This is a genomic window from Streptomyces sp. PH10-H1 (genome assembly GCF_030063355.1).
Classification (GTDB): Bacteria; Actinomycetota; Actinomycetes; order Streptomycetales; family Streptomycetaceae; genus Actinacidiphila.
On the sequence record NZ_JASISZ010000052.1, the window covers coordinates 1 to 13627 of the forward strand.

The 13627-nt window shown below is 69.8% G+C and carries 15 protein-coding genes and 1 pseudogene; 7 read left to right on the forward strand and 9 right to left on the reverse strand.

Annotated elements, in window-relative coordinates; genetic code table 11:
* The first annotated feature begins 168 nt into the window (after positions 1-168).
* The 3 genes from QMK24_RS27040 to QMK24_RS27050 all read left to right on the forward strand — a co-directional run bounded on the left by QMK24_RS27040 (position 169) and on the right by QMK24_RS27050 (position 2145).
* Positions 169-711 carry a hypothetical protein gene (locus QMK24_RS27040; RefSeq protein WP_283469396.1) on the forward strand — a complete coding sequence of 181 codons (543 nt, stop codon included), beginning with the start codon at positions 169-171 and terminating at the stop codon, positions 709-711.
* A 167-nt stretch (positions 712-878) separates the two neighbouring features.
* Positions 879-1958: a MerR family transcriptional regulator gene (locus QMK24_RS27045; RefSeq protein ID WP_283469397.1), complete on the forward strand. Its 1080-nt coding sequence runs from the start codon at positions 879-881 to the stop codon at positions 1956-1958.
* A 10-nt stretch (positions 1959-1968) separates the two neighbouring features.
* The gene (locus QMK24_RS27050; protein ID WP_283469398.1) at positions 1969-2145 is read left to right on the forward strand and encodes a hypothetical protein; all 177 of its coding nucleotides are present in this window, start codon (positions 1969-1971) and stop codon (positions 2143-2145) included.
* Positions 2146-2240: 95 nt separating this feature from the next.
* Here the strand turns inward: QMK24_RS27050 and QMK24_RS27055 are convergent, their stop codons facing one another.
* Positions 2241-3557: an RNA polymerase sigma factor gene (locus QMK24_RS27055; RefSeq protein ID WP_283469399.1), complete on the reverse strand. Its 1317-nt coding sequence runs from the start codon at positions 3555-3557 to the stop codon at positions 2241-2243.
* A 76-nt stretch (positions 3558-3633) separates the two neighbouring features.
* Positions 3634-3987: a YciI family protein gene (locus tag QMK24_RS27060; protein WP_283469400.1), complete on the reverse strand. Its 354-nt coding sequence runs from the start codon at positions 3985-3987 to the stop codon at positions 3634-3636.
* 197 nt (positions 3988-4184) lie between these two features.
* On the opposite strand from QMK24_RS27060, the gene soxR reads away from it, so the two are divergent.
* Positions 4185-4640 carry a redox-sensitive transcriptional activator SoxR gene (soxR, locus tag QMK24_RS27065; RefSeq protein ID WP_283469401.1) on the forward strand — a complete coding sequence of 152 codons (456 nt, stop codon included), beginning with the start codon at positions 4185-4187 and terminating at the stop codon, positions 4638-4640.
* A gap of 141 nt (positions 4641-4781) precedes the next feature.
* A pseudogene (locus tag QMK24_RS27070) lies at positions 4782-5326 on the forward strand (DinB family protein).
* Positions 5327-5406: 80 nt separating this feature from the next.
* On the opposite strand, the gene QMK24_RS27075 reads toward QMK24_RS27070, so the two are convergent.
* A complete protein-coding gene (locus tag QMK24_RS27075; RefSeq protein WP_283469402.1) occupies positions 5407-6441 on the reverse strand; it encodes an aspartate-semialdehyde dehydrogenase in 1035 nt (344 codons plus the stop codon).
* A complete protein-coding gene (locus tag QMK24_RS27080; RefSeq protein ID WP_283469403.1) occupies positions 6438-7334 on the reverse strand; it encodes a dihydrodipicolinate synthase family protein in 897 nt (298 codons plus the stop codon). Before QMK24_RS27080 ends, QMK24_RS27075 begins: the two co-directional genes overlap by 4 nt.
* Before the next feature lie 153 nt (positions 7335-7487).
* Between QMK24_RS27080 and QMK24_RS27085 the strand changes: the two genes are divergently transcribed.
* Positions 7488-7898 carry a GNAT family N-acetyltransferase gene (locus QMK24_RS27085; RefSeq protein WP_283469404.1) on the forward strand — a complete coding sequence of 137 codons (411 nt, stop codon included), beginning with the start codon at positions 7488-7490 and terminating at the stop codon, positions 7896-7898.
* Here QMK24_RS27085 and QMK24_RS27090 read toward each other — a convergent pair.
* The 3 genes from QMK24_RS27090 to QMK24_RS27100 form a co-directional block, all read right to left on the reverse strand.
* Positions 7858-8982, reverse strand: a complete 1125-nt coding sequence (locus tag QMK24_RS27090) for an aminoglycoside phosphotransferase family protein (RefSeq protein WP_283469405.1) — start codon at positions 8980-8982, stop codon at positions 7858-7860. The two genes, QMK24_RS27085 and QMK24_RS27090, sit on opposite strands and share 41 nt — an antisense overlap.
* Before the next feature lie 111 nt (positions 8983-9093).
* On the reverse strand, positions 9094-9816 hold the full coding sequence (locus QMK24_RS27095) for an HAD family hydrolase (RefSeq protein WP_283469406.1): 723 nt from the start codon (positions 9814-9816) through the stop codon (positions 9094-9096).
* Positions 9813-10697, reverse strand: coding sequence for a GntR family transcriptional regulator (locus tag QMK24_RS27100; RefSeq protein ID WP_283469407.1), 885 nt, complete (start codon positions 10695-10697; stop codon positions 9813-9815). Before QMK24_RS27100 ends, QMK24_RS27095 begins: the two co-directional genes overlap by 4 nt.
* Positions 10698-10932: 235 nt before the next feature.
* Between QMK24_RS27100 and QMK24_RS27105 the strand changes: the two genes are divergently transcribed.
* Complete coding sequence (locus QMK24_RS27105) at positions 10933-11085, forward strand: hypothetical protein (RefSeq protein WP_283469408.1); 153 nt, start codon at positions 10933-10935, stop codon at positions 11083-11085.
* 62 nt (positions 11086-11147) lie between these two features.
* On the opposite strand, the gene QMK24_RS27110 is transcribed toward QMK24_RS27105, so the two are convergent.
* Both QMK24_RS27110 and QMK24_RS27115 read right to left on the reverse strand, forming a co-directional pair.
* Positions 11148-12395 (reverse strand): GNAT family N-acetyltransferase, encoded by a 1248-nt coding sequence (locus QMK24_RS27110; RefSeq protein ID WP_283469409.1) that lies wholly within the window; start codon positions 12393-12395, stop codon positions 11148-11150.
* Between the two features lie 109 nt (positions 12396-12504).
* A complete protein-coding gene (locus tag QMK24_RS27115; RefSeq protein WP_283469410.1) occupies positions 12505-13497 on the reverse strand; it encodes an asparaginase in 993 nt (330 codons plus the stop codon).
* Positions 13498-13627 lie beyond the last annotated feature (130 nt).

Below are 13627 nucleotides of genomic sequence, written 5' to 3' on the forward strand. Positions count from 1 at the left end.
CCACCGTCAGCCGCCCTCCACCGCCCCGAACAGACAGCAGCAGACTGCCGACCAACCGCCCTCAGCACATCAAGAACTGAGCACGTTCATCCGTACGGGACTGAGCACGTTCACGTGTACGCCGACACCCGCAGAACCGCCGGCTCAGGCCATGCCGTTCAGGCGTGGATGTCCAGATTCCATGACCAGGTCTGCGTCCATCACAGTCTCTGGATCGGACGCGCGGTCGAGAGCCCCTCCTACCAGTTCGACCTCACCGACCTGCCGGAGATCGTGCACGCACAACGACGGCACAGTCGACTGCTTCGCAAGTACGACCCCTGGCTGATCGGCGCCTGCTACCAGAACTGTTCGAAGTTCTGGCACGCTCTCGTCCAGCACCAGTACCGGATAGGCGAACGCGCCGACCGACTCCTGCGTCTATGCCCGAGAGACCGCCAGGTCCGTCCATGGGATCCCCGCCGGTATGCGGCGGTCTATCCCGAGATCGTTGAGAACATGTCCCTCTTCGCCTCTTCCTATTGGCGCGGCCTCGCGATGTCCGCGGACGACCATCAGTTCGCGCAGTTCCGGGCCGAGTTCGCACGGCGCCTCCCCCAGGAGAGCCCTCTGCGAACATCAGCCCGGCCATGGTTCCTGCGACAGCTGAAGATCACTGCTCAGGAGATCCACGCCGCTGCGGAAAGAAGCCGTCTGCCCGGAGTTACGTGAGACGGCACCGACAAGTGCGTCTCCCCATCAATTCCGAGCGCTCAGGTCATGGCGTCCCAGCGCCCGGACTGAGCGACGGGACACATGGTTGACCTTCACCTTGGGGGAAGCCACAGCATCGATGGGGCCGGGCGACCTGCCCGGCAAGAGGAGGGAAGGAACGGGCAATGGGGCTGCTGACCATCGGGGCTTTCGCGAAGGCGTCCCGACTGTCGCCGAAGGCGCTGCGTCTTTACGACGAACTCGGACTACTGCCCCCCGCTCGCGTCGACCCCACGACCGGCTACCGCCTTTATGCCCCGGAGCAACTGGAGCGGGCCCGGCTTGTGGCCTGGCTCCGCCGACTCGGCATGCCGCTGGCCCGCATCCAGGAAGTCTGTGAGCTGGCAGCACCTGCCGCGGCGCGAGAGGTCCGCGCGTTCTGGGCCGAGGTCGAGGCCGACACCGCCGCCCGGCGGGACCTGGCTACCTTCCTCATCGACCACCTGTCCTGGAAGGACCCCACCATGTCCCCGACCACCAAGCCCATGGGAATCCGTTACGCCGCGCTGTCCGACGCCGGCCTGGTCCGCGAAAGCAACCAGGACACGGCCTACGCCGGATCCCGCCTGCTTGCCGTCGCCGACGGCTTCGGAACCGGCGGAGCCCCCGCCAGCGCAGCCGCCATCAACGTGCTCAAGCGACTCGAAACCGACACCATCCCGGCAGGAAACCTGCTCAACGTCCTCCAAGACACCATCGAACAGGCCAACCAGGCCGTCCACGACATCGCCGTATCCGGCCCGGCCCGGCAAGAAGTGGGCACGACACTCACCGCGATGCTCTGGACCGGATCACAGCTGGCACTGGTGCATGTCGGCGACTCACGGGCCTACCTCCTGCGCGACGGCGAGTTCTTCCAGATCACACACGACCACACTCTGGTGCAGTCGATGGTCGACGACGGACGCCTCAGCCCGGACGAAGCCACCTCCCACCCCCAGCGATCACTGCTGATCCGGGCCCTGGCCGCAGGAACCGAAGTTACCGCCGACATGCGCCTGCACGACGCCCATCCCGGAGATCGCTACCTGCTCTGCTCCGACGGCCTGTCCACCGTCGTGCCGGGCGAGGAGGTCCATCGGGTGATCTCCACAATCGCCGACCCCGACCAGGCGGTCCGCGCACTCATCGCCTTGGCCAACAGCTCCGGCGGCCCCGACAACATCAGCTGCGTGGTCGCCGACGTGCTGGAGCTCCAGCAGTAGGAGCGACTGCATGCATATCGACATGATCATCGAGTTGTCCCGGCTCCGCTCCGAGGAACTCATACGCGAAACCGCCGAATACCGACTCGCCCGCCAGGCCAGGAAGACCAAACCGGATCTCCAAGCCACCGCAGCCGGCGCGCCGCGACCGACTCGCATGCGCCTGCTGGCCTGGCTCCGGGGGTGAAACGCCACATTGCCTACGGTTGAGCGGGACACCGGCCATCAACCTGTCCCACTCAACCGTAGGCACCACAGGTCACAGCCCCGCCCTACCCACACTTATCTGGGACAGGACACCGGGCGCTCCCCGTCGCCCGCCGTCCCGCGCGCACAGTCGGCGGCCCGCTGTTCCAGCAGGGTGCGCTCGCGGGCGTTGCGGGTGAGGGAGGCGGCTCGGGTGAACTCCCGCTGGGCCTCGGCGAACCGGCCGAGGCGGGCGAGGAGGTCGCCGCGGACGGTCGGCAGGAGGTGATAGCCGGCGAGGGACGGCTCGGACGTCAGGGTGTCGACGAGTTCCAGGCCGGCGGCGGGGCCGTGCGCCATGGCCAGCGCGACCGCGCGGTTCAGTTCCACGACCGGGGACGGGGCGCGGGCGGCGAGCGCCTCATAGAGCCCGGCGATGGACTTCCAGTCCGTCTCCTGCGGTGTGAGGGCGCGCGCGTGGCTGGCGGCGATCGCGGCCTGCAGCGCGTAGGGGCCGGGCGGGCCGCCGAGCACGGCGGCGCGTTCGAGGGCCGCGAACCCGCGGCGGATGAGCAGCAGGTCCCAGCGGGAACGGTCCTGTTCGAGCAGCAGTACGGGCTCGCCCGCCGGTCCCGTCCTGGCCGCCGACCGCGACGCCTGGATCTCCATGAGGGCGACGAGACCGTGCGCCTCGGGTTCCTTCGGCATGAGAGCGGCCAGGACCCGGCCGAGCCGCAGCGCCTCCTCGCAGAGCGCGGGGCGCATCAGGTCGTCACCGGTGGTGGCCGAGTAGCCCTCGTTGAACACGAGGTAGATGACTTCGAGGACGGACGACAGCCGGTCGGCCAGTTCGGACCCCTCCGGGACCTCGAAGGGGACGTGCGCCTCGGCGAGGGTCTTCTTGGCCCGCACGATCCGCTGGGCGACGGTCGGCTCGGCCACCAGGAACGCGCGCGCGATCTCCTCGGTCTTGAGACCGCCCAGGAGGCGGAGCGTGAGCGCGACGCGTGCCTCGGTGGACAGCACCGGATGGCAGGCGGTGAACACCAGCCGCAGCAGATCGTCCTCGATGTCGCCGTCGAGAACGGCCTCGACGTCCGCCGCCTCACCGTGCCCCGCGGTCTCCAGCTCATGGCCGAGCACGTCGATCTTCCGTGCGAGCCGCTCGTTGCGGCGCAGGAAGTCGATCGCGCGGTGTTTGGCGGTGGCCATGAGCCAGGCGCCCGGGTTGTCCGGGACACCCGACTCGGGCCACTTCTCGAGTGCGGCGACGAGTGCGTCCTGCGCCAGCTCTTCGGCGAGGCCGATGTCGCGCACCAGCCGTACGAGGCCGGCGATGAGCCTCGCCGACTCGATCCTCCATACCGCCTCGATCGCGCGGTGGGCGTCGGGACGACCGCTGGGTACCGTCATGGCGACCCATCAGAGCACCCTCATCCGCGCGACGGCAACCTGCCCGGGGAGGAGCGGCGTGGAGTGCGGACCGGGGTCAGTCGTTCGGGCCCTCGATCTGGCGGATCTCCGACTCGATCTCCCACTCGTCCCCGTGGATCCGCAGGAAGCGCGACGCCCACTCCAGCGCCTCCTCCTCGGACTTCGCCTGGATCATCGCGTAGCCGCCGATGACTTCCTTCGCCTCGGTGAAGGGGCCGTCGATCACGGTCAGCTTCCCGCCGGAGAGCCGGATGCGGGTGCCTTCCGAGGTCGGCCGGAGGCCTCCGGTGTCGAGGAGCACGCCGGCCTTCGTCATGTCCTCGATGAGCTTGCCCATGTCGGCCATCAACTGCTCGCTGGGGACGACGTCCGTGTTCTCCTGGACCCTCAGCATCATCATGTAGCGCATCTCGATGGCTCCTTCTCGTGCTGTGCCTGTCCTGCTGAACCCTGCTCTTACTGATGCGTCGAACGGGAGACGGCCGGATCGACACGTCGCGGAGATTTTCTTTCCGGAGTTCGGGACGGGTCCAGGACGGGACCGGGCGAGGTCCCGGGCCGGGCCCATAGTTAAACAATGGTTCACATCGCGCTACTGTGGCCGGTATGACCCAACTCCCCTGGAACGCCAAGGAAGCCAGCGTCGGCGAGCTGTCCGACCGTAGCGGCGTCCCCCCGTCCGCGTTGCGCTTCTATGAGCGCGAGGGGCTCATCCGCAGCCGGCGCACCTCCGGGAACCAGCGCCGCTACAGCCGTGACACGCTGCGCCGGGTCGCGTTCATCCGCGTCTCGCAGCGGGTCGGCATCCCGCTCGCGCGGATCCGTGACGTGCTCGGCCTGCTGCCGGAAGGACGTACGCCCACCCGCGCGGACTGGGCGAACGTGTCGGAACGCTGGCGCGACGACCTCAACAGCCGCATCGCCCAGCTGGAGCAGCTGCGCGACCACCTCACCGACTGCATCGGCTGCGGCTGCCTGTCGATCGACAAGTGCCATCTGGCCAACCCCCACGACGCCCTCGGCGAGCAGGGACCGGGCCCGCGCCGGCTGCTCGGCGCCTGATCACCCGAAACGCCTGAAACCCGAAACGCCTGGACACCCGAACGTCTGAACTTCCCCAGGGGACACCGACGCATGCGGACAGTACCTGACCGCATGGCTTTCTAGAGTCGGGGCATCGAAACCGAACGAAAGGTGGTCGTCATGCCGACACTGGTAGCCATGGAGACGGGCGAGCGGGAATCCCTGCTGACGTTCCTGGAGGCGCAGCGCGGCGGCCTGCGCCGGGGGCCGTCCTGGGCCTGACCGACGAGCAGGCCGCGTCCCGGCCGAGCGCGAGCGAGCTGTCGCCCAGCGGGCTGATCAAGCACGCGCTGCGCTGCGAGGACGGGTGGATCCAGACCACCCTGATGGGGCGGCCGCCGGCCGTGAAGCGCGACGAGTCGAACTGGGGCGAGGACTTCCGGCTGGTCGGGGACGAGACCGTGGCCGGGGTGCTGGAGGCGTACGAGGCGGTGGCCCGGCAGACCGAGGAGACCATCCGCGGCCTGTCCGACCTGGAGGTGAGCGTGGCGCTGCCGGAGGCCCCGTGGTTCCCGCCCGGCATGAAGGTCAGCGCGCGCTGGATCCTGCTGCACGTCATCGAGGAGGCGGCACGGCACGCCGGGCACGCGGACATCATCCGCGAGTCGCTGGACGGGAAGACGTCGTACGCGCTGATCGCCGAGGAGCGCGGCAAGGCGTTCTGACGGCGATCAGCGCGTGGGCGTACGCGTACGTATGACACGGGTACGTGTACGACGCGGGGTACCCCCGTACGGCGCGGGTCTCAGCGCGCGGCGGTCAGCTCCGCCGCGACGAGCTCCGCGACCTGTACGGCGTTGAGCGCCGCGCCCTTGCGGAGGTTGTCGCTGGAGCAGAAGAGGGCGAGGCCGTTGTCCACGGTCTCGTCCCGGCGGATCCGGCCCACGAAGGTCGGGTCCTGGCCGGCCGCCTGCAGCGGGGTGGGGATCTCGGAGCGCTCGACGCCGGGGGCGGCGGCCAGCAGCTCGTAGGCGCGCTCGACGCTGATCGGCCGCTCGAAGCGCACATTGACCTGCAGCGAGTGGCCGGTGAAGACCGGGACGCGCACACAGGTGCCCGACACCTTCAGATCCGGGATCTCCAGGATCTTGCGGCTCTCGTTGCGGAGCTTCTGCTCCTCGTCGGTCTCGAAGCTGCCGTCGTCGACGATCGAGCCGGCCAGCGGCAGCACGTTGAAGGCGATCGGGCGGGCGTAGACGCCCGGCTCCGGCAGCTCCACGTTCTCGCCGCCGAAGGCGAGCGCGGCGGCCCGGTCGGCGATCTTGCAGATCTGGCCGTCGAGCTCCGCGACACCGGCCACGCCGGAGCCGGAGACCGCCTGGTAGGTGGTGGCGATCAGGGCGGTCAGGCCCGCCTCGTCGTGCAGCGGCCGCAGGACCGGCATGACGGCCATCGTCGTGCAGTTCGGGTTGGCGATGATGCCCTTGGGGCGGTCCGCGATCGCGTGCGGGTTGACCTCGGAGACGACCAGCGGGACCTCGGGGTCGAGACGCCAGGCGGAGGAGTTGTCGATGACGACCGCACCGGCCGCGGCGACCTTGGGCGCCAGCGCCTTGGAGGCGGCGCCGCCCGCCGAGAACAGGACGATGTCCAGCCCGGTGTAGTCGGCCGTGGCGGCGTCCTCGATCACGATCTCGCCGCCCTGCCATGGCAGCGTGCCGCCGGCCGAGCGGGCCGATGCGAACAGCCGCAGCTCCTTCACCGGGAAGTCGCGCTCGGCGAGCACCTTGCGCATGACCCCGCCCACCTGGCCGGTCGCTCCGACGATTCCGATCCTCATGACGCCTCTCCGATCAATGCAGTGGTACGGACCCGAGTATCCCCCGCCGCGACGAGTGCCCGGAGGGCCGTCTCAAGCGCTGGGCGGCCCGCGGGCAGCAGCGGAAGGCGGACGCCGGGGTCGGGGATGCTGCCCCGCGCGTGCAGCGCGGCCTTGATGACGGTCGGGTTCGGCTCAGTGAACAGCGCCGCCGCGAGGGCGGCCAGCCGGTGGCCCAGCGCGCGATCGCCGGTCCCGGCCAGCTCCACCCAGCGGTCGGTGGCCAGGTGCGCGGAGGCGAGTACGCCGCCGGCCGCGCCGAGGGCGAGCATCGCGGGCGCGAAGACGTCATCGCCCGCGAGGACCGCGAAACCGGGCAGATCGGCGCCCAGCAGCGCCACCGTGTCCTGGTCGATGCCCCCGACCGCGTGCTTCACCCCGACGACGCCGGGGATCGCGGCCAGCCGCAGCAGCGTCTCGATGCCGAGGGTCTGCCCGGTTCGGTACGGGATGTTGTAGACGATCAACGGCACCGGGCTCTCCGCCGCCAGCGCCTCGAAGTGCGCGACCACACCGGCCTCGGAGGGCCGGGTGAAGTACGGCACGGGGACGAGCGCGGCATCCGCCTCGGCCCCGCTCAGCTCGAGCGCCGTACGGCGGGTGTCGTTCGACCCAGCCCCGACCGTGAAGTGCGCCTCCCGCTCCCGGCACACCCGGCGGACGGTCCTGGCCACGGCCCGCCGTTCCGCCTCGTCCAGGGTGGCCGCCTCGGCGGTGGTACCGAGCGCCACGAGCCCGACCGCCCCGTCGTCCAGCACCCGGTGCGCGAGGTGCTCCAGCGCATCGGCGGCGATGGTCCCGTCCGCACCGAACGGTGTGATCAGCGGTACATGAATGCCTGCGGGGATGCCCATGCCACCGATCCTCACGGACGGCAACCGTAAAGGTCCAGTTAATAAATCTTCACCTGAAGCCTTAGCATCGCTAAGCCCCCGGTCGGATCGCCCGCTTACGACAGGTCGTTAATCCCTCGACACCCCGGGCCGGCCCCTGGCAGCCTGCCCGCCATGTATGAGATCTCCACGGACCCGGCCCGCCTCGATGCCGCCCGCATCCACCACTGGCTCTCCACCGACGCCTACTGGGCCCTGGGCCGCACCCGCGAGAAGCAGGACCAGGCCATCGCCGGATCCCTTAACTTCGGCCTCTACGACACCGCTTCCGGCAGCCAGCTCGCCTACGCCCGCGTCGTCACCGACCACACCACCTTCGCCTGGCTCTGCGACGTCTACGTCGACCCCGCCGCGCGCGGCAAGGGCCTCGGCACCACCCTCGTCACCGCCGTCCGCGACCACCTCGCCCCTTGCGGCATCCGGCGCATCCTCCTCGCCACCGCGGACGCGCACGGTGTCTACGCGAAGATCGGCTTCGAGCCGCTCAGCGAACCGTCGAAGTGGATGGCGCTCGGGTTGCAGTGACGGGCCGGCGGCACCAGCCCAACAGGATGCGTTCCACTTCCGTGAGCGTCGGGAGCCCGCGGAGCCGCAGCGGCTCGGCGGCGACCTGCAGAGCGTCGCGTACCAGGGCGACACCCGTGCCGACCAGCCCCGGATCCGGCTGGGGGCCCAGGGCGCGGGCGATCCGCATCGTGTCCGCGAAGAGCGACTGCGCACGTTCATAGGCGATGTACGCGGGCAGGTCACGGTCCAGTCCAAGACCCGCTTCCCGCCGCACCTTCGCCACGTCCCGCTGCCACCGCTCGATCACGTCGGCCTCCTGGTACGCGGGATACCGCATGCGGACGAGATGAACGGCCAGGTCATGCAGCGGATCTCCCCACATCGCGAGTTCCCAGTCGACAAGACACAAGTCGCCGTCGTTCCGGACGATCAGGTTGTCCCGGTGCAGGTCTGCATGGAGCAGGGCGAACGGACGCGGCGCCATCTCCGGGGTCCGGTCGCGGAGCCCCCGCAGGGCGTTCGCCGGTACGCCCAGGGCGGTGAACAGGGCGCCGAACTCCCGCCAGTTGCGGGCGCGCACCTCCCGCTCGGCGAACTCCGCCCGCTCCCGCAGGAACGTCCCGCAGTCCTGGTCGCGCGCCCAGCCCTTCGGCAGCGGCGGCAGATCCGCCGCCGGACCCCGGGTGAAAGCGGCGAGCTGCCCGGTGATCAGGTCGAGGTACCGCGGATCCACTGGCTTCCCCGGCCCGCACAACCGGGAGAGCGGCGTCCCCTCGACGTATTCATGGACGGAGAAGCCGTCCTGCCGCGCAAAGCACCGCGGGGTGTCCGCGATGCCGTCAACTCCCGCCAGCGCGTCCAGTACGACGTCCTCGTCGGGCCAGACCCGCTCGACGACCTTGAGCGAGCCGGAGCGCGGAGTCCGCACCTTGACCCTCGTGTCCTGAGCCAGTCCCGCCGACTCCGCGAGGTGCGGCGGGAGCCGGTGCACATAGTTGAGATTGTGGTAGCCGGAAAGGCAGGTTCCCTCTGACGCGGCGAGCGGAAGCAGCTCGTCCCACCAGGACACGGCGGACGGCGGCTGCTTCTGACATGTCGTCACGCCGGCCACGGCACCGCTCCCAGACAGTTGATGTTGGGGAGGACATTAGTGGGGCATGCGAGCCGCTGCATGGTTACCCCCTGGATTCAGGGGCGCTGTGCGATAACAAATTCACTCCGTAGGGGTAGCAAGACCGCCTCCGATCGCCGCCAGCAGCGGCGCCATGCCCACGACGACGGTCCCGGCACCGGCGTCGAACAACCGGGTGACCTGCTCGCCCTCGCCGCTCCGCGCGTAGCCCAGGAAGGGCACCCCCGCCCGCGCCGCCGCCTCCGCGTCCGGAGCCGAGTCCCCCAGCATCAGACAGCGCTCCGGCGGCACTCCCATCGCCTCGGCCGCACGCCGCAGGCAGTCCGGATGGGGTTTCATCAGGGCCGCGTTCGCCGTGCGGCCGAAGATGTCCACGCCGAAGAAACCGCCCAGATTCCGACTCTCCAGGTACTTCTGCACGGCCACCGGCGAATTGTTCGTGGTCACCGCGACGAGACGGCTCTCGGCCACGCGACGGACGAACTCCTCGGCGTCCGGCGTCGGTTCGGCCGACACCGCGGCGAGTTCCTCCCCCTGCGACAACAGGCCCTCGAGATCGGCCGCCAGTTCATGCCCCGCGAATTGGCGCAACATGTCATGAGGATCGTCCGGTCGCCGGAGTCCGGCTGGAGAGACGTCATGGGCCGCCAGATACTCGCGCATCTGCCGCGCTATACCGGCTGCGGGAGAGCCCGCGAAGAGATCACAGAGCGGTCCGTCGAAGTCGAACAGGACGCACTCGGCCCGGGCGAGCATCGAGCGCAGCCGGCTGATTCCGGGCTGACCGGCTTCTATCGGAGTCACTCGAAGAGTGTCAGTTCCTCTGCGATCGTTGACCAGAGCGAGTCGAACCACTTCTGGGACTCGCGCACGAACTGGGAGCCCCGTGAGTCCGCGTCGTTCTCGTCGTACTGGTAGGAGAAAAGAATGGCATCGAGGCCCAGCACGTCGTAGATGTCGATGAACTCGCCCTCATAACTGATCCTGCGCTCCAGGACCTGGTAATACCCGTTCAGCGCCGTACGCCCGTTGATCAGGTAGAGCTTCACGACGGGCGTGATCGGCACCGAACGCAGCATGACCGAAAGGTCGGGGACCAGTCCAAGTTCGGACAGGCCGTCGAAGGTGCTGCGCAGCGTGATCGCATGCGCGCTCACCAGATGTCTGAGCCTGCGCAGCGGCCGGTCGTCGGCCGGGTCCGCCACCGATCTCGGGATCGCCAGGCTCGCGTCCGGACTGGGCAGCAGCAGCCGCACCCGTATCGACTCGGGCCGCAACTTGCCCTCGCGAATGCGTAACAGCGGCTCCTGCAAAGCCGAGTGCAAGGTCTCCGCGGTGAGCGAGAAGACGTCGAGTCGCACCTCCGGTTCCTCGAAGGCGGCGGCGATGTGCGCCCTGAGCGACAGCATCGCGGTGTCCGGCTCCAACCCGTGCCGTGCCGCCCCGCGGTCCAGGACGTACGATCCCCGGCCCTTCCCGGAGTCGATGTAGCCGTCCTGGCGGAGCTCGTCCAGCGCTCGCTGGACGGTCGCCCGGGACACGCCGAATCGTCTGAGCAGGGATTCCTGGGTCGGGATCTGGGCGCCCACGGCGGGCTGGCCGCTCTCGATCTCCGCGCGCAGCTCCGCTGCGATGCGACGGTAGGGCCGCATCGATCCATTGATCTCCGAGCTACCCGGACTCATGTACTTCAGGCTACAACTCTCCGCCAACTTGTGGGAGTTGACTGAGTACAGTTTGTTGATCTGCTTCAACTGGGCACAAAGACCGTGAGTTAGTTCAGTCAACTTCCAACTTGATGATGAGTTGCAGAAGTTGGCTCAACGGGGGCCAGCGTCATCACCCGTCCGACGGCGTACGGGACATTCCGCCGCCACCCGCCTTCTGTCACCGCTCAGCGCCACGAAGGAGGGACCTGCCATGCTCAGCTTTGCCTTCGAGCAGTTCGTCACGTGGAAGTACGGAGCCGCTTGGGCCATCGTCTTCGGCCTGTTCGCCATCGACCGCAAGAACCGCGGAACGACGTACACCTGCATCGCCCTCGCCGGGCTCGCGGTTCTCCTGGCGCAATGACCGGGCCGGCGCGGTCAGTGCGCCGGCCCGGCGGCCGGAAGACGTCGGCCGGAAGACGTCGGTCAGAAGATGTCAGGGTTCCAGGGGCGGCGCGGGGTGCGGAAGAGGGCGTCCGCGCGGGATGCCGCCCCGGATCGGTCCTCGGTGACGCGGCCCAGTGCGGCCAGCCGCAGCACCGACTCGTCGCCCAGGTACAGCGTTCCCAGTTCGGCTATGCCGAGGGAGAGTTCGGCGGCGTCGCGGGTCGGCCGGCAGGTGGCGTTGCCGTTCGCGTCCGTCTCCAGGCGGTAGCGGCCGCCGGCCAGGCCCGCCTCGTCGCTCAGATCCAGTACCAGGGAGCCGGCGCCGGAGTAGGTGCGGGCCTCCAGGGCGCGCGGTGTGTCGAGGATCCTGAGCCACATGAAGTCCGCGTACGTCTCTACCTTGGCGGCGCGCGGGTCGCCGAGCAGCAGCGGCACGATGTCGTCGGGGGCGCGGAGGCCGGTGCGCAGCTCGGTGACCCAGTCGACGGAGAGCAGGAACCGCCACAGCGCGGTCTCCGCGGCCGGGGAGACCGCGATCAGCTTGTCCGCCTCCAGCGTCACCTTCGGGAACTTGCCCGGCCACCGGTGGTCGGTGATCGAGTACGTGGCCAGGCCGTCGAGACGGCCGGAGGAGTCCCGGTACGCCACGAAGAAGGGCTCCTTCCAGGGGCGCGACGGGAGGATCAGCTGCCCGGTCTCCATGTCCCACCACCTGTCGATGCGGTTGATCGCCCCGGGCGTCAGCCGCCGGACCCGCTCATGGAGTTCGGGGCCGGTCTTGCGGACCTCTTCGGTGGTGAGGAGATCGACCCGGCCGCCGTCGGTGGGCCCCGCCCAGCGGCGGTCGAGCCCGGCCCGGGGTACGTCGATGTCCCAGGCGGTCGTCCAGGTCGCCGGTCCGTAGCCGTAACGGCCGTAGATCGGGTACTCGGCGGCGATCAGGATCGACACCGCCTCCCCACGCTCCTTGGCGGCCGTCAGATCCCGGGACATCATCCGCGACGCCAGCCCGCGCCTGCGGTGGGTCGCGGTGACCGAGACATTGGTGACGGCGCAGGCGGCGAGCTGCGCGCCGCCCGGCACGGTGAGTTCACGCGGCATGCTGCGGAAGGTGGCCACACAGCGGCCCTCGTCGAACACGCCCTGAGTACGGTCCAGATCGATCGCCGGCCGGCGGGCCGTGACTTCCTCCGGGGCGACGGTCTGCGGCTGCAGAAACGCGTTGTTCAGGGCACGCAGCCACTCCGGCAGATCGGATTCGTCGAGGGTGCGGACGTCTGGGCTCATCCTGCGAACGTATGCGGCGGCGGCGCCGGCCGCATCCGGATTTCCGACGCGACTGTGGAGCGCAACGCGCGACTGTGCGGCGCAACGGCGGTGTCGCGGCAGCGGCCCGTCAGAACGCCGCGCGCACCTCGCCGACCCGCTCGCCGCCACCCAGCATGGGCACGTCACCGATCGTGGCGAGCACCGGCGAGTCCACGCCCATCAGCTCCAACGCCCTTGCCAGCACCGGTCCCAGCGCGCGGATGCCTCCGTCGTCGATCTTGAACGCGAGGGCCCGGCCGTCCGCCAGTGCTACCGCCTGGACCGCCTCCGCGCCCATCTTGGCGAGGGTTCCGGGGGCTGCGCGCATCAGCCAGGTGTCCGGGCGGCGGGTGCCGGCGACGTACTCCGGGTGGGCGCGCATCGCATCGGCGACCTTCCGTTCCGGCGTACCCTCCGGCGCTCCGACGCAGCGGGCGAAGGCACGCGCCAGCCCGGTGAGGCTCAGCGCCGCGACCGGCGCCCCGCAACCGTCGACGCCCACCCGTCCGACCTCCTCGCCGCTGGTGTCGCGCAGCACGTCGAGGATCAGGCGTTGCAGCGGGTGGCCGGGGTCCCGATACGTCTCCAGGGGCCAGCCGTTCACCACGCAGGCGGCGAGCATCGCGGCGTGCTTGCCGGAACAGCTCATGAGGATCGGCGAGCGCACACCGCCGTCCCGCAGCCACTGGTCCGCCGCCTCGCGGTCCAGCGGCAGGTCGGGCGGTGTGCGCAGCGCGGACTCCGTCAGGCCCGCGCCTGCCAGGATCTTCCGGACGCCTTCCAGATGGAACGTCTCCCCCGAGTGGCTGGCCGCGGCCAGGGCCAGCAGTTCGCCGTCCAGCGCGACCCCGGCCCGCAGCACCGCCGCGGCCTGCATCGGCTTGTTGCACGACCGGGGAAAGATTGGCGAGGTCACATCCCCCAGCGTCGGTCCGACCCGCCCGTCCGCGTCCAGCACCACCAGCGAGCCCCGGTGCAGCCCCTCCACGAACCCCGACCGGACGACCTCGGCCAGCACGGGATGGGGACGTTCCGCTTCGGCGGCGACGGACGGAAGCGTCGGCTGTCCGGTCAGGGTCATGGGAGGAGCCTCCGGGCGGGGAGGGCGGATGCGGGACGGCTTCCGGCAGCGGCCGGAGGCCGGTCCGCGTGACGCCGGACGGACTGGTCCGTGAAGCATCGCTCCCCGTACCCGCGCCGGAAGGGCGGAT